The following is a 19,760-nucleotide window of genomic DNA, read 5'->3' as shown; positions in this document are numbered from 1 at the left end:
GCATATGGCATCGCGCGTCCGCGCCGAGGTTCCGGGGCTCTTCGGCGAACGAGGAAAAGCGCGGCAAATCGAAGAAGCATTGTCGATGCTCGAAGGTGTGCGCGAAGTTCGTGCCAACGAGCATTCAGGCACGGTGCTGTGTGTATTCGATACGTCCGCCAATGCGGCGGCTCGATCTGCAGCCCTCTCGCTCATGCAGCCCTATGCCGAGCCAAACGCACCGCCTCCACCATCGTGGTCGTGTCTCCGCAATACGCTCGAGCGGGCAGGGGAGTCGCTCGGGAGCCTGCGCGAAGCAATCGCTCGAACGTTGCCGCGGCAAACGAAAAACGGCGAATCAAACGGTCTTCGTGGAAATGGCGTCGAAGTACCAGCGTGGCATGCGTTATCCATTGAAGAGACCGTGCGCAAGCTCGGCGCCGACCCCGCGCGTGGTCTGACCGCGACCGAGGCCGACCGCATTGCTCGCAGTGCCGGGCCAAACGTGCTCGCGGGGGTCGAAGTGCGAACGCCCATCGAAATTCTTTGCCGGCCAGGTCTTCACCGTTCCGACGGCGCTCCTCGCGAGTGCAGCGGGTTTGTCGGTGCTGCTCGGCGATATGCTCGAAGCCGGGGCGATTCTCTTCGTGGTCGGCCTGAACATTGCGGTCGGGTATTTCACCGAATCACGCGCGGAAGAGCTCCTCGATGCATGGGGCGCATTTCGCGTCGAATGGGCGCGCGTTCTTCGCGACGGCGCGACATCGACCATTGCGGCGCGAGACGTCGTGCCCGGTGACGTATTGGTCCTGCGAGCGGGCGATCCCGTGGTGGCCGATGCCCGCATTCTTTGGGCAAACGATTTGTCGGTCGACGAAAGCACATTGACGGGGGAAAGCGAACCTGCAGAAAAGAAAACCGACATCGTCGCGGAAGACGCCGCATTGGCCGATCGCGACGACATGCTGTACGCGGGAACCGTCATTTCGTCAGGAGAAGCTCGTGCGGTCGTCGTCGCAACGGGGCGCCATACGGAGCTCGGGGCCATTCAACGCGCATTGTCGCACACCGAGGAGCGAACTGCGCCGCTCGAGCAGCAACTCGACAAATTGGGCCGCACGGTCGCATGGTTGTCGTTATCGAGCTCGGCGGCGGTCGTTTCCATTGGTCTCTTGCGCAGGCGGCCCTTGAGGGCGCTCGTGCGTAGCGCCGTGGCGCTCGGCGTAGCGGCCATTCCCGAGGGGTTTCCCGCGGTAGGCACGACGGCGCTCGCGCTCGTCAGCCAAAAACTCTTCAAACAAGGAATCGTCATTCGGCGACTTGCCGCGGCCGAAACGCTCGGAGCCGTGGGCGTCGCATGTGCCGACAAAACGGGCACGCTGACGGAAAACAGAATGCGCGTGGCCGAGGTATTCGTGCCTGCGCTGGGGCTCGTGCGCGTGGATTTGCCGGCAAGCGACCAAAAAGGAAACGGCAAAGCCGCTCACGTGAAGCTCGTCTGCGAAAATGGGAAAACCATCTCGCCGTCGGATATGCGCGAAATCGGACGCATCGCGGCCCTGAATGCCGACGTTGAAATCGGTGACGGCAACGTCATTACGGTGGGGTCGGGGACGGAACGAGCGCTCGTCGAATTTTCCATGGCGATCGGTTATCCGGCGCAACGTCGTCGCCGCTTGGTACGGCGCGTCGGCGAAAAGCGACGAAGCGCAGATAGGCCGTTCATGACGACGATTCACGAGCACCCGGACCTCGGGCGGATCGAATTGGTCAAAGGAGCGCCGGAATCGGTCATCGAGCTCGTGCGGGCGACAGCCGCCGAAAAGAAAAAACTTTTTGATATGAACGATGCGATGGCATCGCGGGGTCTGCGCGTCTTGGCGCTCGCGTGGCGACGCAATGGCGAAGTGGGCACGGACGCGCCGCTCGAATTGGCGGGGCTCGTCGGTATGCGTGATCCGCCGAGGCAAGGCGTACGCGAAGCATTGGCGACGCTTACCGATGCGGGCGTGCGGACGATGATGCTGACGGGCGATCAGGAGCGAACCGCGCGCGCCATTGGTACGGAGCTCGGTATTCGCGATGAAGACGTCCGAAGTCGCGTGACGCCGGAAGCAAAACTGGAATTCGTGCGCGAATTGCAGGCGAAGGGTGCCATCGTGGCCATGACGGGTGATGGCGTCAATGATGGGCCGGCGCTCAAAGCGGCCGACGTGGGCATTGCCATGGGCGAGCGAGGGACGGACATTGCGCGTGCGGTCGCCGATGTCGTGCTCGCGCACGACGATTTGCAGAGCTTGGCGGCCGCGGTGTGTGAAGGCCGGCGGCTTTACGACAATGTGCGCCGAGCCATTCAGTACCTCGTCTCCACGAATACGAGCGAAGTCATGGCCATGGTCGCGGGCGGGATTGCGGGGATCGAGCCGCTTGGTCCATTGCAACTCTTATGGATCAACGTGCTCACGGACGTAGCGCCTGCGCTTGCATTGGCGCTCGAGCCGGCCGAGGTCGACATCATGAAGAGGTCGCCGCGCGATCCGGCGGTGCCGCTGTTTGGCCGGGCGGATTATCGGCGTCTCGTGCGCGAAGCTTCCGAGATGTCATTGATTTCGCTTGGCGCTTATGGTTTGGGGGCATTGCTACCGGGCGGCTCGGCGCGACGAGGGCGAACGATGTCGTTCGCGTCGCTCGTGACTGCGCAGCTCTTGCACGCACGCAATTGCCGAGCGAATTCGGACGTGCCAAACCCCGAGCTCGGTTGGTCGATCGCGACGGGTTTGGCGCTCGAAGCGGCAGCGTTGGGTACGCCATTTCTACGGCGGGTGCTGGGAACCGAAAAGATTTCGCTTGGCAATGCATCGCTCGCATTTGCGCTCGGGGCATTGCCAACGATTCTGCGTGCACGTACGAATTTTCCCGTGGTCCCATCCGCCGGTCATCATCGATCGTTCGGTGCAAAGGGCCATGGAAAACCTTGCAACGCTATCCGAAGAAGCGGCAAACAGGAATGAAGAGGGCGCGGACGAGGCACCATTGACGGAAACGAAGGTCATGGGGAAAAAATACGAGGAGGCTGGGCGATGGCGCTGAAATTTCATACGCCGTCATTTTTGATGGGGTTTGCGAGTGCCACGGTGATTGCCGTATCGGGCAAGCGATTGAAGCCGGTGGCGGTGGAGCTCGGTTCGCTCGGGCTTCATTTGGCGCATTTGACGTGGGGCCTGGTGGAGCGGCAACGCGAACACGTGGAGGACCTTTGGGCGGAGGTCGAAGAGCGGGCGCGGGAGCGTCGGCGCAAGCCGATGCGTGGGCGAAAGGCGCCCGTGACGAAGACGGTACGCATCGAAGCGACGCCTACGAGCAATGGGCAGGAGGCTCGTCATTGAAGTGAGCGAGGTTTTCGCCTCGATACCAGCGAGGTCTCATCCCGGTTTTCCGTCGATCGCGGGACCCCAAACTCGCCCGCTTCGCGGGCTCGAACAGTGGGGTCCCCCCCGCGATCGCCAGAAAACTCGGGCCGAGACCTCTTGCAACCAAGTCGTCGGAGAATGAGCATGCTAGACGAACGGGCGAGCTCCATCGTGCATCAAATGCCGCGTCGAGTACGATTACGTGCGAGTCTGCTCGTGGGGCATCGTGATATTTGTCAGCGAGTGGCGGAAAAATTCGCCCATGCGGAGCCTTCGGCCGAGCGGGTGGAGGTTCGTCCATCGACGGGATCGGTGATCATCGAGCGCGAAGACGGGACGCTCGATGCGGAAGCGCTGCATAGGTTGCTTGCTCGAATCGTTTCCGAGGAAATGTCGGAGGTGCCTTCGAGCAGGCGATATGTGGTGCCTGAACGAATGCCTGGGCCGACGCGAGTTGCCAATGCGGTGGCGAAAGCATTTACGGACATCAATGGTGACGTCCGCAAAGCGCTCGATGGTCACGCCGACTTGGGGACGCTGCTTCCGGTGGTGTTTTTTTCGTTGGGGCTCGTCGAGGTCGCAGCGACGCGCAAGCTGCCTGCGCCGGCGTGGTTCAATCTGCTATGGTGGTCATTGCGCTCGTTCATGACGTTCAATCCGGCGGCGACGGGGCAAGGCGAGGGCGAAAGAGCGGTCGTGGAGCGGTCGGTGGATTTGGATTGAACCACATTGAGGTCAGCTCGTCCGGCCTTTTGCGCGTGCTGAACCACGTTGAGGTCAGCTCGTCCGGCCTTTTGCGCGTGCTGAACCACGTTGAGGTCGGCTCGTCCGGGGTAGGGGAGCAACGAGTGGGCTTACGCGCCGGTCGGATCCGGCTCGGAAGTGGTTTGGGTATCTGCGGGGACGGCGCGTGACCGGCTTTCGGCCTTCGTTTCGGCGTCGCGCAGGCTGGGTAATCGTTGGAGAGATCGCTTCGCGTGTGTCTTTGGCTCAGCGATCAACCGCGGCCAACACGAGAGCTGTCAGCGCCGGATACGATCCTTTGGCTTGCAATACGTGGAACATTTCGACCACTTTTGCATTGGTAGAAAACCCGGCTACCGCTTTGACGATATCGTATACTTCCGCAACGGTTGGGGCGCTTGGCGAATACAACGTATCCGAGGCAACGTCGGGAATCGGATTGTTGCTGTCGGGATCCGGCCGCCAATTGCCCAAGACCCGCGCATTCAGCTCGCCAAGTACATGCGCGAGTCGCCGCGATTGCGCTTCCGTTCGGATGTTTCTGTGCTCCCATTCCCAGTCCAAAAATCGAGAATGTGATGCTTTGGCGCGATCGAGCATCGTAAACTGCCATCGCACAAGCGCAATTCGTTCCTCGAACCGAACGACGAGACGCTCGAGTCGGCTCACTTCGTTGCGCAATTCATCGAGGCTGGGCGTTTCGGACGAGGTACTCATCGCACGAACGACTCCAAAACGAAATCCGCAAGTTCTTCGTAATCATAGGCGAATTCTTCTTTGGCCAGCTCCATCAGTTTCACGACCGAGCGCTCCGTTCCATGCGTCACGAGTTTCAGTGCTTCGATGATCTCGGTGGCTGTAGGGCGCGCCGGCGAGTACAACGCAGTCCGCGCGATACCTTCAATTTCGACTTGCTCATTTTCGGGAACAATCGCGCCCTTCAGCCGATTTTGCAGGGCCGTCATTGTCGCATGAAAACGAACATGCTCCGCTTCCGACGAAAAGTGATGCAGTTCCCAATCAATCAGCGGATGTCTGGGATCAGTCAATTTCGACACCGTCATTCGCGAGACGCGCGATGACAATGTTTCCCATTCTTCTTCGAGCTGCTCCAAACGACGACGCAATTCGTCGACTTTGGCTTCCAGGGTTTGTTTTTCCTGATCCATGAACCCACCTTGTCAAATCAGAGCACTGATGACGGCAACCACGACTTTTTCGATCATTTTTGCAGAACCAGGATCCATTCGTATGGGTCCGCGGTCTGTCGTGAGCATGAAAAATAATTTTGAACCAACGACACCCAGCACCAAATCCGGAATCTTGGCGATTTCATCGAGGACATCGGCGATCTTGCCCGCATGCTTCCGGAAATGCCTTCAAAGCTCGCGGATCAGATGCCAACTTTTCACAAGCGTCAAAGAATGGCTTTTCTCCTTTACGTAGAGCTTTGGCCATGAGCTTAACGGCCTGGCTTACCAGTTTCGATTTGATGCCCTGAACGTTATTCGCCGGTGAAGAGCTAAACGACGCATGCGAACCATCTGCTCGAACATCATGGGTTCCGATGAGCAAGGCGATCGTAAAACCCAGCATCGCCGAAATCAATCGCATCGACGTCTTCATGCGCGCCTCGTCTGTGAGTGTCGTGTGCAGGTCATCGATGGCAGCACAAGCAAACGGACGTGTAAAGCAAAACGAGCTCGAACCATTTGGCGTGCGACCCACGGCCGACGCGCTGCAGCCGCTCGATGCGTCTTGCTGACGCGCAAAAAGATGCTGACGTCGCTGTGAAGCGGTGATCGGGAGCAGAGTCCTCATGCCAAAGTTCTGCGTAAGGACAGGTCCGCACAGGGATGGTTGGTTGTTCCTCCCACGCACTCTCCTCGACGCAACGCACGCTTTTCCAAAACGAAACGTTTACGATTCGCGGAAACCGGGCCATGCGTCCCCTCCACCTTGCTTTCCTCGTGTTCCTTTCATCGCTCGCGGGATGCCTCCGCGACGACGTCGCCCCTAGCAGCCACGCGCCCGAGCCAACGAAGACAACACCGCCACCGAGCACCTCCGCTCGAACGGCTTCCCCGAATGCAGTCGTGAACACCGACTCCAAGGTGCCAATGCCCCGCCCTGGTCGCCGGCGACTCGAGGCTGCCGTGCGCGAAAATGCGATGTGCGAAACGTGCCACGACGACGAGGCCAAGGAATGGCGCGGCTCCTACCACCAGCGCGCCAACGTCGACCCCGCCTACCAAAAAGCCTTCGCCATCGAGCCTTTGCCGTTCTGCCGAAGCTGTCACGCACCAGAAGCCAATCCCCTCGAAGAACCGCCCCCCGCCGTGAGCGCGCTCGGGGTAGGCTGCGTCACCTGCCACGTCACCGAAGAAGGGGTCGTCCTGGCAGCATCGCGCCCGGGCGAAGACACCGAGCACGAAGGGTCACCTGCGCCGCATCCGCTCCGCCGCTCGAACGCGTTCGCCCATGCCGGCGGTTGCGCGGGCTGCCATGAATTCCGCTTCCCCATGCCCGGCGGCTCGGACGACGCGTTCTTCATGCAAACGACTGCACGCGAGCATCGCCGCTCTCCAGCCGCGCAGAAGGCGTGCGCCGATTGCCACATGCCCCTCGTCGATGGCCGCCGATCACATGCCTTCGCCGATGTGCGCGACCCCGAATTTCTGCGCAAAAACCTCGAAGCCTCCGTCGAGCGCACCAGCGACGACACGCTGCGCATTACCCTGGTCCAGCCAAACCCCGGTCACGATTTCCCCACCGGAGACCTTTTCCGCCGTATCGAGGTTGGCTACGCAATCAAAAGCACGCGCGGCAAGCTCCTGCGCCGAGAGACGCGCCACCTCACGCGCCATTTCCAAATCGTCCCTGGCCAGCCCGGGCGCCACCTCGTCGCAGACGACCGCGTGACGAGCGAACCGCGCGTCGTCGAAATGGCATTGCCGCCACGCGACGAGGTCCCCTTCGCCGCGCGTATCGAATGGTGGGTGACCTATCAGCGCGTGGCCAGCACCGGCGAAGGGACGAATACGGCAGGCGGATCGCTCTGCGATGTGGAAATGCGTGCGGTTTTATCCGAAAACTTGACCTGACGAAAAACACGGATGACAACGACCAAAGCGACCACGAGGATGACGATGCGACAACGTATGCGTACGATTGCAGCGATAGCTTTATTGGGGGCTCTAACGATCGGGTTTGCGCTGCTCGGTTGCACGAGTCGTCTTGGACCGGTCGTGGCTACGCAGACGGAAGGAGGGATCGACCGCCCGAATCTGCCTGATATCACGGTCGCTCGAGCCAGAGATTGCGTGGCCGAATATGGATCCTAGTTGGAGCCAGGGCATCACGAATTCGACGTCAAGATTCAGGTGGATGAAGATGGCGACAAAGAAGACGTCACGATTGACGACATTCCCAACACGGCGTATGACTTGGGCGCATGCATGCGGAATGCGCTTCGCGCGATGCCCATTGCCAAAGAACCTTTGCGTCAGGGTGTGGAAACATTGAAATATCGGCGCGAGCAGCCGAACGCTACAGATCGTGCGCTCAGGTGACAGTGGCGGACAAGGCGAAAGACGATGTGGTGGAGGCAGTAAAAAGGTGGAGACGCAAGCCGACCAAAAACCGTTGCCTCGATGCAGCGGCAGGTGGCGAGCATCTCTGGACAGCATTATGTCAAGATATGACAGGCAGGATGGCCGCTCAATGCTGGGAGCATATGAATAGCAACGAGACAGAGAAACGAAATCTGTGCAACGCGTGGTTCGGGAATTGAGGAGTCTAGACAGAATGGCAGCGTCGAAAACCACAAAGAGCGTCCCGAAACCCAAACAACCTCAATGGATCGCCGAGCGGCGTCTCGAACGGAGTGATGGCGTTGGGGGCATCGTCATTGTTCGCATTGGTAGCCCTGAACGGCCTCCTGGTGCCAAAGAATGGAGATGCCCATTCATGTTCGAGGGATTGGGGGACGATTCGATCCACTTCGGCATGAGCATCGATTCAATGGCGGCGCTCCAGAACGCGCTGATTGGTATTCGAGAACTTCTCGAACGGACCGGCATTCCCCTTCGATGGGAAGGGTTCGACGAAGACTTTACCGGTTTTCCCAAACATATTCCTTGGACATATGGCCTTGAGCTCTACCAACGAATCGAAAAGATTATCGAGGTGGAGATCGAGGAGCTCGTCCGTCCTATTCGCGAGCGTCACGAACGTCTCGCGGCGCAGCGTAAAGGACGAAAAAAACCGCACGCCAAATGAAACATATGTTTCTAAGTGCCTGCACCTGCGTCGGCCGCGCAGCCCAAATACACGTTTCCGACGACCCGAAAGGCGCTCTCGACGTTCCCCGAAGTTTCAGACATTACGCTCGTGGAGTATTGGGAGGAGGGGCGGAAGCTTGGGATCAAGGTGAAGAGCGAGGCGCAAGGCGAGGCTGTGATTGCGCACGTGAAGGCGAACATGAAGGACGAGTGGCCGGAGCTGATTTGTTTTGAGCCGAGGTCACCGCGGGTGATTGAGATGAAAGCGGGGAAGTGAGGGGTGACGTCCGCAGAGCGCTCGATGGTCACGCTGACGTGGGGACGCTGCTTCTGAAGGAAGCAGCGCTCACTGCTTGCCGAAGTCCTGGGTCCAGTAATGGTCGTACGTCGCCGCAGCGTTGTACGAATACCCGACGCCCAGGTGCTTGAAGTTGCCGTTCATGATGTTGTTGCAATGGCCCGTGCTTGCCATCCAACCGTTTACGACCGCTGCCGGAGTCGAATATCCCGCGGCGATGTTTTCACCGGCGGCCTTCCACACATATCCCGCGCTCGTGATGCGTTTCGTGAAGGTCGGTATCCGAACCCGTATGGCTGAAGAAGTTTTCGTGCTCATGTCCTTCTGAATGTTTACGAGCGGCACAACGCAATCGGTCGTCACGGGTCACAAGGGGGACCGGCGATTTGGTGACGCCGCCGCACTTCGCGCCTGCCGCACGTCGCTGATTGACGAGCAAGATCACGTCATCCTCGAACTGGGCCCATGCTGGCGTCCAATTATTTACGTCGTTGCACCAGGCAACGAGTGCTTCTTCCGACTCGTCAGTCAGCTCATCTTCCGGATCGGCTTCATCGATTGCCGCACCGTTTTCGAATTCGTCACCAGGTTCCATCTCACCGCAACCGGCAAGGGCAAACACGGTGGAAAACGCAACGAGCGACAGTTTGAGCGAAGAACGCATGAGTGTCTCCTTGGGCGCCAAACCCGATAAAGGAATGTCATGCATACCGAATTGCTTTGTTTTTATCAACGGCGGTTTTTGCCGCCAAGCGTATTGGCAGCATCCCGACATTGAAATAACGATTAAGCATTCAATTGGGCTTCCCCATTACCCAGATTTGCTTTGGGCATGTACATGCCCCCCAGCCACGTGATAAACGCCCTCGCAGCCGGGGAAAGGTTGCACGACGATGACGACGGCTCGTGCAGCGCGCCCGTTGGGTGCCAGTCAAGCACCATTGATTGGGGTCTTCGTCGGGTTTTTGCTTGGTGCTCGGAGGGTTTCTCCCGTAAGACAAGACCACCCGGTGGCGTACGAGTTATTCAAACAGCGGCGATTGGACCGGTTCTGGTGGAGCCTCCACGTTTGGCGGACGTACGGCTCGGCTGACGCCACGATATGCTTGCATCATGCCGAATAGAAGATTCTCGGCACTTTCCAAAGTGCTGAAACGACGGAGGTTCGTCAAGGGAGCGATGCTGAGCAGCCTCTAAGCGTACGAGCGCGCCGTTCGCGACAACGCGAGTGTCGTGCATACGGAGGGGCAAGCGTTGATGTTTGCCCCGGAAGCAGGCAGATCCCGCTGCAGTTGAATATGTTCGGCATCGCGGAGAATAAGGGGGAAGAAAATGCGGGTTGAAGCTGGAATGTTACCGTTGACGCATTCCTTCAGCCCGTGCTAGGAGACTGCCATGCACGACGCGGCCAAACCGGCTCACCTATGGAAACCCATCGAACTGCCCACGAACGTGGACGATTTGGCCCGTCCCGAACTGCGGGCCCTCGAAACGTTGTGGACATCGTCACGTGCGGAACTGGAGCGGCTTGGATCGTGGCAAAACTTCTGGGACCGCATGACCCGCTGGTGGGCTATCGAAACCGGCGTGATCGAGGGGATTTTCGACATCTCTCTCGGGGTCACGCGAACGCTGGTCGAGCAGGGGCTGCTCGCTTCGTTGATTCCGCATGGGGAATCGAGCCGTCCTGCGCGTGAAGTCATTGAAATTCTCGGTGACCATCGCGAAGCACTCGACATGGTCTTGGATGTCGTGAGTGGCACTCGATCGTTATCGGTTGGATGGATCAAGGAGCTTCATGCGCTCATCTGCCGCCACCAGGAAACCGCGGACGCGGTGACTCCATTGGGGCAAAAGGTACGAATACCACTTCCCAAAGGGGCGTTCAAGCAACGACCAAATTCCGTTGAGCTACCCAATGGTGAAATGCACGAGTATTGCCCTCCCGAGCATGTCGCGATGGAGATGGAGAATCTGGTCGCGTTATATAAGCAGATTCCGGAAGCTCTGCCTGAAGTGAGGGCTGCATGGCTGCACCATGCATTTACGCAAATTCATCCCTTCGAGGATGGGAATGGACGGGTTGCGCGGGCGTTGGCGAGCATCGACTTCATTCGCGCGCGGCTTTTCCCGCTGCTGATCGAGCGGCAGCAACGTGACCAAGTTTATGTTCCCGCGCTCATTGCGGCGGATAAAGGCGACCTCGGCCCGCTCGTGCAATTGTTCACCGCTCGGCAAGAGCGCATGGTACGAAAAGCGATCTCGGAAGCGGAAACGCTTACGACTCACGTGACGTCGCGAAAGTCGCTCTGGAGAACGCGCGAGAAAAGCTCATGCGCCGTCAGCAGGCGGACATCGACGCGCACGCGCTGTCGCGCGAACGTCTTACCGCACTTGCCAACCTCACGGCTCGAGAATTCGAGAAAACGCGCGACGACATTCTGGCAGAAATCCCCAATGTCGTCATCAGAGTGTTTCAGAAAGACATCAGTACAGGGCATTATTGGCGAGAACAAATCGTACGCGAGGCTCGACGCGGCGACTATTGGGCAGATCTGCGAGAACCGTGGGAATGGGTGAATCTGTCGCTCGTCGATGGCGGAAAGACCAGTTTCGTCGTCGCGCTCCATTTCATTGGTAATCCGACCCCTGGCGCGGCAGCAGCCATTGCCTTCGTAACGCATCGAGAAAAAAAGGACGACGAGACGACAGTGCTCGATGCCGCGCAGCTTTCCCTCGAACCGCTGATGCTGTACCCAGGTGAATCCGAAATTCCTCAGCGACAACGCTTCTTGGATTGGCTCTCGAGCAACGACCGAGGCCATCACGGTCTGGACGCGTTATCTCTGAATGATTGTGCGATCGCATTTGGCGACGTATCAGTCGGCGCTGGCCAACGACGTCAGCTTTCGCGGGCGAATTGCGGCTCGCGCCGCCACGACAGCTTGGATACGTCGCGCACCCCCGGCGGACAGGGAAAAACGACGCTGATTTCCGTGCCACCTTGGCGGTCGCAATGCAACGTGCCGCCAACCTGCGCCGCAAGCGCTCGAATCAATTGCAGTCCCATCGATCGCGCGGTCATGATGTCAATCTCGGAGGCAAGCCAATCCCATTGTCACCCACCGACAAGACGAGATGCTCGGCGTCCGCACGTTCGAAGCTTATTCGAATTTCATTGTCGTCGTCGCCTCGGAATGCATGCGCCAAGCTATTCGATACGAGCTCGTTGATGAGCAATCCACAAGGAATCGCCGTGTCGATGTCGAGCATGAGTGGCGAAATCCGCGCTCGTATCGTTACCCCATGCGCCGACGACCGATATGCGCCCACGAGCGTCGTGACGAGGCGATCGACGTAGCTGGGAAACTCGATGCCAGCGAGATCGGGCGCCATGTACAGTTGTTCGTGCACCAGCGCCATCGCGTGCACGCGACGCTCACTCTCGGCGAGCTGCGCGCGGACAGGACCCTCGGACACATGCCTCAGTTGCAAATGGAGCATCGACGTGATGACCTGCAGGTTGTTCTTCACGCGGTGGTGAATCTCCCTCAGCAGCACTTCTTTCTCGTGAAGAGATGCCTCGAGCCGCTCGGCCTGCTGCTTCAGCGCCGTGATGTCCTGCACGACGTAGGCAAAACGTGGGCTCGCGCCCGTCGTTGGCGTGATTGGACAAACCGTCGCCGAAAGCCATCGCGTGCCCTCGTTCGACGGATGTTCGTATTCGAATTGCACGGGCACGCCGCGCGCGGAGCTTTCGCGGTAGCGTGAAACCCACATGGCAATGACCTGCTCGGGCACTCCGCGGTCGCGCGCCGAAGGAGTGTCTTGGGTTTCGGGGGGAATTTGGAAAAAGACACGGGCAGCCGCATTGTCGCGAATGTGTCGTATGTCGTCGTCGTCATCGAGCTCGACGATTCCCATCATGGACGCGGCGTTGTCGAAGAAGCTGCGCAATGTCGCCTCTTGCTCGACGAGCGCCTGCGTTGCACGCTTGATTTCTGCGATGTCACGCCCTTCGGCAATGAGCTGCGTCACGCGCCCGAGCTCGTCGTACACGGGCTTGATCGAGAAATCGGATGGTGGTCGTCGTATTGCCCGCCCCGAGAACTTCGACATCGTAGCGCACGAACTCGCCGTTCGCCGCGACTTGAATGGCCTCGCGGAGCCTCCGCTGCGTTTCGGGAGAAATCGTCCACCAGCGCGCGTGCCAAAATGGTTTGTCGAGAACATCCTCGGGCTCGAGGCCCCCGAATTCGAGCGCGGTCCGGTTGGCTTCGATGAGCGTGCCATTGGGTTGCATGAGGCCGACGAATTGGAATTGCGAATTGAACATGGCTCGAAAACGCCGCTCGCTTCGCTCGAGCGCCCCCTCCAAGCCGAGCCGCTCGCTCATGACGGCCGCGACGACCAGCGCCGACAACACGGCGACGCCCAGATAAACCTGCACAGCAAGGATGTGCTCGGCCTTCGACGAGCCGGCGATGACGAAAGGACCACGACCTCGGACCGTTTCCCAAACGGCAATGCACGAGAGCGCGAGCGAGCTCAGCGCCGCGCCACGAGGACCTCGCCGCACGGAAATCCAAAGCAGAAACGGCAAAGTCAAATAGGGGAGCACGAGCAAAAAGGTGTCATTTTTGACCACTCGACCAAAAATGAGAAACGTCGAAGCGACGAGCAGGACGAAGACCAGGAGGTCCCCGAAACTGCGGTGACTTCCGCCGCGTGGAAAGAAGCGCAGGTCGGCGTGTGCTGCGGTAAGGACCACGGGACACACCATCAGCATCCCAAGCGCGCCACCGACCAGCCAGACACGCCAAGCAGGCCAAAAAGGCGCTCCAAACCCGAACGTTGCAACGGCTGCACCAAGGAGCGACGTGACACTCATGGAGCCCGTGGCGGCAAGAAAGACCAGCGCCGCGACCTCGGACAACCGCGTCATCTTGATGGGTGGCTCGAGCACCGTCCGCATCAGGCTTGCGGCAAGCAGCGGCTCCACAGCGTTGGCTATCGCAAAACCGAGGCTAATCGGCAGCGAGGTTCCAGCGAGCAGATTGGCTACGGTCACGGCGAGGCCGATCGCGACGACGATGAACGGCCAGTCGCGTCGCGGCCGCAACAACAAGACCGCCAGGGCGAGCCCGACCGGTGGCCAAATGGCCGCAATGTTCTCAGGCTCGACGACGAACGTGAGGCTCACCTGGGCCGTGAGAAAATAAGCACCCCCGACCATGACGAACCACGCGAGCGACGGTCTGTCCGATCGAACATGCGCGGCATTGAAATGAGTCATTTCCGATCCAGCCACGAGCTTCCATCGCGAAGTGCCAAAAGGCGTGAACGGAGACAATGTATGGTAAAATGCGCCCGGGGGCCACTCGAAGGGCTGAATATCCTTCGAGCAGCACTTCTCGCATGGCAGAAGCTGGCGCCTCGGCATGCGGTAGCGAAGAGATCTGCCGTGCTGCCCGCGCGCTGCAATACCGTCGTCAACCGATCCATCACCGCGTCGTAGGCGCTCGAGCTCGATCGCACCTGCCTCGCAAAGGCGGACAAAACCCCGAGTAGGGCTGGCCGAGCGAGTGGCAGAGCAACGGCGATTTTGTTAGTTTTCTTCCGGTGAAAAAACGTAGGGGACGGCACCCGCGGGCTGGCCAGGGTACTCCGAGCGGTCGGCCGACGTCGTTCGTTCGGAAACGGGGCAATGTCCCGAACGACGTTGGGCCCCAATTGGCTTCTCTTTTCGAACAAGCGCCCGACGGGATTTTCATCGCCGACATTGACGGCCGCTATACCGACGTGAACGACGCGGCCTGCCGGCTGCTCGGCTACTCTCGCGAGGAGCTCATCGGAAAAACCATTCTCGATTTGATTCCAGCCAAGGATGTCGAACGGCTCTGGCGATCGAAGCAGCGGATGCTCGATGGCAACGTCGACATCGACGAATGGACGCTTCGGCACAAGGACGGAAGCGACGTCGCCGTGGAGGTTAGCGCGAAGATCCTTCCCGACGGTCGCTGGCAAGGGTTCGTGCGCGACATCCGCGGGCGAAAGCAACTGGAACGAGCGCTTCGTGCGAGCCACGAAGATCTGGCGCGGGCCCAGTCGGTGGCCAAGATCGGCAGTTGGCGGCTCGACGTCCGACGCAACGAGCTGGTATGGTCCGACGAGAACTACCGAATCTTCGGGGTTCCCTTGGGGACGCCGATGACCTACGAGGGGTTTCTCGACTGCGTCCATCCAGCCGACAGGGATATGTCAACCTCGCGTGGGCGGCCGCGCTGGCGGGGCTCCTTACGACATCGAACACCGGCTCCTCGTCGGCGGAGAAACCAAGTGGGTGCGAGATAAGGCGGATCTCGAGTTCGACGAGCAAAACGTCCTCATTGGTGATGCAATCATTTCAATGGGCGATGATGGGCGCATCACGCTGTTCAACGAGGGCGCCGAGAAGATCTACGGCTATTCGAAGACCGAGGTGATTGGGGCTCCGCTCGAGATGCTGATCCCGGAACGCTTTCGAGCCGCTCACCGTCGGTATGTGGAGCGGTTCGCGGCGGCGCCGGAGGTAGCGCATCGTATGGCCGGACGCGGCATGAAAATCTTTGGCCTTCGCAAAAACGGGGAAGAGTTTCCCGCCGACGCAGCCGTATCGAAAGTGGTCGTCGACGGGACGAGAGTTTTTACGGTGATTCTTCGCGACATCACGGAGCAGCAGCGTGCCGAGGATGAAATTCGGCAAACGCAGGAGCGGTTCGAGCTTGCCTTGAAGGGCGCGGACATGGCCACGTGGGATTGGAACATCGAGACGGGCGAGGTCGTTTTTAATGCTCGGTGGGCCGAGATGCGCGGCTTCCGCCCCGACGAAATCAAGCCCCACGTGGACACGTGGATCGCCGGCATGCACCCGGATGATTGGCCTCATGTGCAAAAAGCATTGGACGATTATTTCAATGGCGTCGTGCCCGAGTACCGCATGGAGTTTCGCATTCGCACGAAATCCGGACAGTGGATTTGGATCCTCGATCAAGGAAAAATCTTTGCCCGCGACGAAAAGGGCAAACCCACCCGCATGGTCGGCACCGAGATCGACATCACCGACCAAAAGCGGATTGAGCACGAACACAAACTGCTTGCCGAGGTCGGCTCGATGTTCGCGTCGACCCTCGACTACGAAGAGACGTTGAGCAACGTCGCGCAATTGGTCGTTCGCGATATTGCAGACTTTTGCATCGTCGACGTGCTCGAAGATGGCGAGGTGCGACGGGTCAAGGTCGCGAGCCGAGACCTTCTGAAAGCCCCGCTCTGCGAAGTGCTCCAGCATACTCCGCTCGATCGATCACGGCCGAGTTTTTTCACGGAAGCCATCGTGCACAGACATCCGGTCCTCATGGAGCGTCTGTCGCCTGAAATGGTCGAATCGTTGTCTCAGAATGAGCAGCACCTACAAGCGCTTCGTGCCATTGATCCACAATCCGTCATCGCCGTGCCGCTCATGGCGCACGGGGCGCTCATGGGCGCGATGGCTCTGGTATCCGCGACACCGTCTCGAGTGTATGACCGCGAAGATCTCCGCCTGGCCGAAGAGCTTGCTCACCGAGCAGCTTTATCGATTGACAATGCGCGGCTCTATCGTGCAGCGGGGCGCGCGATTCAGGCGTGAGACGACATGATGGGCATCGTCGCGCACGATCTTCGCAATCTGCTCGGGAGCGTCCTCACGTGCACGTCGCGTATTCGGCGTCACTTGCCCGAATCGAACGACTTGATTGGAAACCCTGTCGGGGTGATCGAGGCTGCCGTAGCTCGAATGAATCGTCTCATTCAAGATCTGCTCGACGTGGCGCGTATGGAGGCAGGGCGCTTTTCCATCGAACGGGCCGGCGTATCCACGGCGCATCTCCTCTTCGAATGCGTGGATAGCCAAAAGCCGCTCGCCTCCGAAGCATCTCTCGACCTCGTGCTCGAAGCGGCTCCCGGCCTCCCCCGCATTTGGGCGGATCGCGACCGGCTTCTCCAAGTGTTCGAGAACCTCATTGGCAATGCGCTCAAATTCACCGAGCCAGGCGGTCGGATCACGGTGGGCGCAGAGCCTCGGAAAGGCGAAGTGCTGTTTTGGGTCGCGGACACGGGTGCGGGCATTCCCGCAGACGACCTGCCGCACGTATTCGACCGGTTCTGGCAAACGCGAAAACCCAACCGACGCGGGGCGGGGCTCGGACTGGCGGTCGTCAAAGGTATCGTCGAAGCCCACGGCGGCCGCATCACGGCCGACAGTGCCCCAGAACGCGGCAGCAAGTTCACCTTCACGATTCCAATCGTGACGCCGACGGTCGCCACGACTTCGCGAGATCTTTGTTTGGCATGACAACCTATTTCTTCGCGCGCCGGTCATCATGAAGAATTCATCGCAAAGGGGCAAAGGCGCAGAGTCGCAAAGACGTGGTCTCTGCAATAGCTACCAGAAGCGACAACTTGGGATTTTATTATTTGCGCCTTTCATCTTACGCGTCACATGAGCTCGGCATCCTGCTTGCTTGTACGTACGGGTCGAAACGCGGGGGGACGACCGTGCGAAAGCTGCTCGCGGGCCTTGTGGCCCCATTGCTCATTTTTGTTTTCATCGCATGCGGCTCGAGAGAAATGCCACCTGCGGAAGATCCCGTCGACATGGACACATCGGGAAGGTGGTTGACGGCTGGTGAATGCTGGTCGTGTGGAAATACGGAAGCGTGCTTCGATGACCATGCCGTCAATTACTGCTTGGCGAAGTGCTCCACCGTCAATCGCTATCTGGTCGTCGGCTCGGCCTACGCGGTCGGGGGATGGGCCAACTGCAATGACGCTGCGACGAAATTTTGCATGGAGCAATCGAACGGCAGCGTCGAGGATGCGTGCTGGGGCAACGTGCAGTGGTAGTCGCGTGACGCGGTGACGTCATTGGCTGCGCGAAGGCACACGTGCGTCCGTGGGTCGGGACGACGAAGGGTTGCGTGTTCGGCGAGCGCCAGCGCATCGAAGAACGAGCGGGCTGGAAAAAAGTGCGGCACGTAGGAAACTGGAGGCACTCTCGCGCATGTTGAAGGGCGACGAGAGTCCGTACCGTGCCCAACCCCGAAATTGCCCCTGCCCACGTTCCGCCCTTGCTCGCGCCATCGGGGTGCGAACCGCGAGCAGCCGATCTTGCAGCGCCCAAACCATTGCCTGCTTCCCGAAACGAGCGGCGCATCGAAGCTCGTCCCCAAGATCCCCGAACCGAGCTCGCGGCGCTCTATCGCGCTCACCACGCGCTCGTGTACCGAATCGCTCTTCGCTACGGAAAAGGAAATACAACGTGGGCCGAAGACATCATGCAGGACGTTTTTCTCGACCTCATGAAAGCACTTCCCACCCTCGATGACCGCGAGCATCTCGAAGGGTGGCTGTACAAGGCGACGACGCAGCGCTGCTTTTGTCGATTGCGCCGGGAAAAATTCCGAATGCTTGCGCCCATCCGGTGGCTTTTCGGCGCGGAGCAGGTCGAACCGACCACGCCCGACATGCTTGCGATGGCAAGACAAGACTTGCAGCGCGCCGCCCATGCGCTCGCCGAATTGCCCGCGAAAGAACAGATTGCATTTTCCATGTATTACCTCGATGGCAAAGAGCAAGACGAAATCGGGGAAGTGTTGGGTCATTCCAAAGGATACGTTTGCAAATTGATTCAACGCGCGGTCGACAAACTCCGAAAACGAGGTTGGGAGGTGCCGGGATGAGCGTCGAGAGCAGCCGCAACCTCGTGGCACGATTGCGCGAAGTGGATGAGCACTATGCGCGGCACGAGCCTGCGCGCGGGGCGGAAACTCGGTTTTTGGCCCGCCTGTCAAAAACGACGGATTCGTCACGAAAACCCTTGGCATGGCGGACCATTTGGCGACCTCTCGTCGTCGGCGCTTGCTTGGCGGCCGTCGCCATTTCGCTGCACGACGAGATTTCCAGGGCGCGCCGGTCGTATTTTCGACCCTTGCAGCCGAACGTGCCGGCCGCATCGACCGATGTGCACAATCCACCGCCCAAAACACCTCGAAAACAAGACCCCGTATTTCATGACGCCATCGTTCCCCAGGCGCGTCCAACGAATGAAAATCGACACGACATCGCGCCATCGCTGCCGCTCCCGCAACCTCCGCAAGCGGATGATTTCATGGGTCCATCACAACCGCGGCGTGAACGAATGCCGCGTATGTTCCTGCCCTATCGTTCGAGCCTCTTCGACGCGCAGCGCATGAAAATGCGCTCGTTCGATTCATCGTCACCCGAATGGTATTGGTCGGGCGCACCCGTTCCGAAATCGGAAACGCCCCTTTCTCTTTGGAGTGGCTCGTCGAGCACGTCGAGTGCTTCACGCAGGCATGAAAAAGCGTCCGAGCCCAACACCATGATCGCTTGTCGTTCCACCGATTACTTGAAAACAGCAGCCGATCTCGATTGCTCCGAAAAAGGACTCATGCTGACCGAGCTCACGCTGCTCGAACCATGTGGCAATGGTGGGTTTCGTCGAGAAACGCACGAGTGCATCGAAGCCGAGCTCGAAACCTGCTTCACGGATACGATGAGTGACGGCAAAGCTTGCCAAGATCCCGGACTTCTCAAAATGCTCGCTTATGAAAAGTGCACGGCTGCGGGACTACAACTGACCGATTTGGTTTACGATTTCGAGAGTTGCAATGGAGGAATGGGCGGGGCGAAGTATACTTGCTGTGCGCCGGCGGTGGAACCTCCTCCGCCAAACCCTCCGTCGTGCCATAAGCTCGCCCCCATCGACAGCGCGACCTGCAAAGACCTCGGGACGTTGAAGCAAGAGGCATCCGATATGTGCGCAGCAGAAAAGGGATACCTTTTCGATTTGCACGTCGGGGTCGGTTGTCCCGACGGTCAGGCATCGCAAGTGATCGCCGTGTGTTGCGACTTGTGAAGTGAAGAAAAAAGGAAACTTTTTGGCACCTCGCGATTGATAGAAGCGTCGGAACGAGGCCGGTCCACCTCGAATGGGACCATGGAGGT

21 protein-coding genes and 2 pseudogenes are annotated in these 19,760 nt (G+C 59.4%); 16 read left to right on the top strand and 7 right to left on the bottom strand.

The genetic code is table 11. The features are described 5' to 3' along the window. Positions 1-4 precede the first annotated feature (4 nt). The 3 genes and pseudogenes from IPM54_42735 (at position 5) to IPM54_42725 (ending at position 4,112) form a co-directional block, all read left to right on the top strand. A pseudogene (locus IPM54_42735) lies at positions 5-2,990 on the top strand (cation-transporting P-type ATPase). 69 nt (positions 2,991-3,059) lie between these two features. Further along, entirely contained in the window at positions 3,060-3,365 is a 306-nt protein-coding gene (locus tag IPM54_42730) for a hypothetical protein (protein MBK9266492.1), read from the top strand. A 168-nt stretch (positions 3,366-3,533) separates the two neighbouring features. After that, positions 3,534-4,112, top strand: coding sequence for a hypothetical protein (locus IPM54_42725; protein MBK9266491.1), 579 nt, complete (start codon positions 3,534-3,536; stop codon positions 4,110-4,112). A 267-nt stretch (positions 4,113-4,379) separates the two neighbouring features. Here the strand turns inward: IPM54_42725 and IPM54_42720 are convergent, their stop codons facing one another. The 3 genes from IPM54_42720 to IPM54_42710 form a co-directional block, all read right to left on the bottom strand. After that, on the bottom strand, positions 4,380-4,850 hold the full coding sequence (locus IPM54_42720) for a hypothetical protein (GenBank protein MBK9266490.1): 471 nt from the start codon (positions 4,848-4,850) through the stop codon (positions 4,380-4,382). After that, positions 4,847-5,302 (bottom strand): hypothetical protein, encoded by a 456-nt coding sequence (locus tag IPM54_42715; GenBank protein ID MBK9266489.1) that lies wholly within the window; start codon positions 5,300-5,302, stop codon positions 4,847-4,849. Before IPM54_42715 ends, IPM54_42720 begins: the two co-directional genes overlap by 4 nt. Positions 5,303-5,465: 163 nt before the next feature. Continuing rightward, positions 5,466-5,759, bottom strand: coding sequence for a hypothetical protein (locus IPM54_42710; protein MBK9266488.1), 294 nt, complete (start codon positions 5,757-5,759; stop codon positions 5,466-5,468). Between IPM54_42710 and IPM54_42705 the strand changes: the two genes are divergently transcribed. The 6 genes from IPM54_42705 to IPM54_42680 all read left to right on the top strand — a co-directional run bounded on the left by IPM54_42705 (position 5,758) and on the right by IPM54_42680 (position 8,693). Beyond that, a complete protein-coding gene (locus IPM54_42705) occupies positions 5,758-5,898 on the top strand; it encodes a hypothetical protein (GenBank protein MBK9266487.1) in 141 nt (46 codons plus the stop codon). The genes IPM54_42710 and IPM54_42705 overlap by 2 nt on opposite strands. 355 nt (positions 5,899-6,253) lie before the next feature. Beyond that, the gene (locus IPM54_42700) at positions 6,254-7,237 is read left to right on the top strand and encodes a hypothetical protein (GenBank protein ID MBK9266486.1); all 984 of its coding nucleotides are present in this window, start codon (positions 6,254-6,256) and stop codon (positions 7,235-7,237) included. 45 nt (positions 7,238-7,282) lie between these two features. After that, positions 7,283-7,477: a hypothetical protein gene (locus tag IPM54_42695; protein MBK9266485.1), complete on the top strand. Its 195-nt coding sequence runs from the start codon at positions 7,283-7,285 to the stop codon at positions 7,475-7,477. Continuing rightward, positions 7,478-7,705 (top strand): hypothetical protein, encoded by a 228-nt coding sequence (locus tag IPM54_42690; protein ID MBK9266484.1) that lies wholly within the window; start codon positions 7,478-7,480, stop codon positions 7,703-7,705. It abuts the gene before it with no gap. Positions 7,706-7,940: 235 nt separating this feature from the next. Next, the gene (locus IPM54_42685) at positions 7,941-8,414 is read left to right on the top strand and encodes a hypothetical protein (GenBank protein ID MBK9266483.1); all 474 of its coding nucleotides are present in this window, start codon (positions 7,941-7,943) and stop codon (positions 8,412-8,414) included. A 15-nt stretch (positions 8,415-8,429) separates the two neighbouring features. Beyond that, positions 8,430-8,693 (top strand): hypothetical protein, encoded by a 264-nt coding sequence (locus IPM54_42680; GenBank protein ID MBK9266482.1) that lies wholly within the window; start codon positions 8,430-8,432, stop codon positions 8,691-8,693. A 69-nt stretch (positions 8,694-8,762) separates the two neighbouring features. On the opposite strand, the pseudogene IPM54_42675 reads toward IPM54_42680, so the two are convergent. Continuing rightward, positions 8,763-9,309, bottom strand: a pseudogene (locus IPM54_42675) (CAP domain-containing protein). 800 nt (positions 9,310-10,109) lie between these two features. Here IPM54_42675 and IPM54_42670 point away from each other — a divergent pair. Then, a complete protein-coding gene (locus IPM54_42670) occupies positions 10,110-11,294 on the top strand; it encodes a Fic family protein (GenBank protein MBK9266481.1) in 1,185 nt (394 codons plus the stop codon). Between the two features lie 322 nt (positions 11,295-11,616). On the opposite strand, the gene IPM54_42665 is transcribed toward IPM54_42670, so the two are convergent. The 3 genes from IPM54_42665 to IPM54_42655 are packed head-to-tail and all read right to left on the bottom strand — an operon-like array spanning position 11,617 to position 14,010. Next, positions 11,617-11,799, bottom strand: coding sequence for a hypothetical protein (locus IPM54_42665; GenBank protein ID MBK9266480.1), 183 nt, complete (start codon positions 11,797-11,799; stop codon positions 11,617-11,619). Then, complete coding sequence (locus IPM54_42660; GenBank protein MBK9266479.1) at positions 11,796-12,752, bottom strand: sensor histidine kinase; 957 nt, start codon at positions 12,750-12,752, stop codon at positions 11,796-11,798. Before IPM54_42660 ends, IPM54_42665 begins: the two co-directional genes overlap by 4 nt. After that, positions 12,724-14,010, bottom strand: a complete 1,287-nt coding sequence (locus IPM54_42655) for an MASE1 domain-containing protein (GenBank protein ID MBK9266478.1) — start codon at positions 14,008-14,010, stop codon at positions 12,724-12,726. The genes IPM54_42660 and IPM54_42655 overlap by 29 nt, the downstream gene beginning before the upstream one ends. A 437-nt stretch (positions 14,011-14,447) precedes the next feature. Between IPM54_42655 and IPM54_42650 the strand changes: the two genes are divergently transcribed. The 6 genes from IPM54_42650 to IPM54_42625 all read left to right on the top strand — a co-directional run bounded on the left by IPM54_42650 (position 14,448) and on the right by IPM54_42625 (position 19,671). Further along, a complete protein-coding gene (locus IPM54_42650) occupies positions 14,448-15,068 on the top strand; it encodes a PAS domain S-box protein (protein MBK9266477.1) in 621 nt (206 codons plus the stop codon). Next, entirely contained in the window at positions 14,986-16,380 is a 1,395-nt protein-coding gene (locus tag IPM54_42645; protein ID MBK9266476.1) for a PAS domain S-box protein, read from the top strand. The genes IPM54_42650 and IPM54_42645 overlap by 83 nt, the downstream gene beginning before the upstream one ends. Before the next feature lie 6 nt (positions 16,381-16,386). After that, positions 16,387-17,085, top strand: coding sequence for a HAMP domain-containing histidine kinase (locus IPM54_42640; GenBank protein ID MBK9266475.1), 699 nt, complete (start codon positions 16,387-16,389; stop codon positions 17,083-17,085). 203 nt (positions 17,086-17,288) lie between these two features. After that, the gene (locus IPM54_42635; protein ID MBK9266474.1) at positions 17,289-17,636 is read left to right on the top strand and encodes a hypothetical protein; all 348 of its coding nucleotides are present in this window, start codon (positions 17,289-17,291) and stop codon (positions 17,634-17,636) included. Positions 17,637-17,821: 185 nt separating this feature from the next. Then, positions 17,822-18,472 (top strand): sigma-70 family RNA polymerase sigma factor, encoded by a 651-nt coding sequence (locus IPM54_42630; protein ID MBK9266473.1) that lies wholly within the window; start codon positions 17,822-17,824, stop codon positions 18,470-18,472. After that, complete coding sequence (locus tag IPM54_42625) at positions 18,469-19,671, top strand: hypothetical protein (GenBank protein MBK9266472.1); 1,203 nt, start codon at positions 18,469-18,471, stop codon at positions 19,669-19,671. The genes IPM54_42630 and IPM54_42625 overlap by 4 nt, the downstream gene beginning before the upstream one ends. Positions 19,672-19,760 lie beyond the last annotated feature (89 nt).

The organism is Polyangiaceae bacterium, from assembly GCA_016715885.1.
Taxonomy (GTDB): domain Bacteria; phylum Myxococcota_A; class Polyangia; order Polyangiales; family Polyangiaceae; genus Polyangium.
This window is presented reverse-complemented; position numbering and strand designations above follow the sequence as displayed.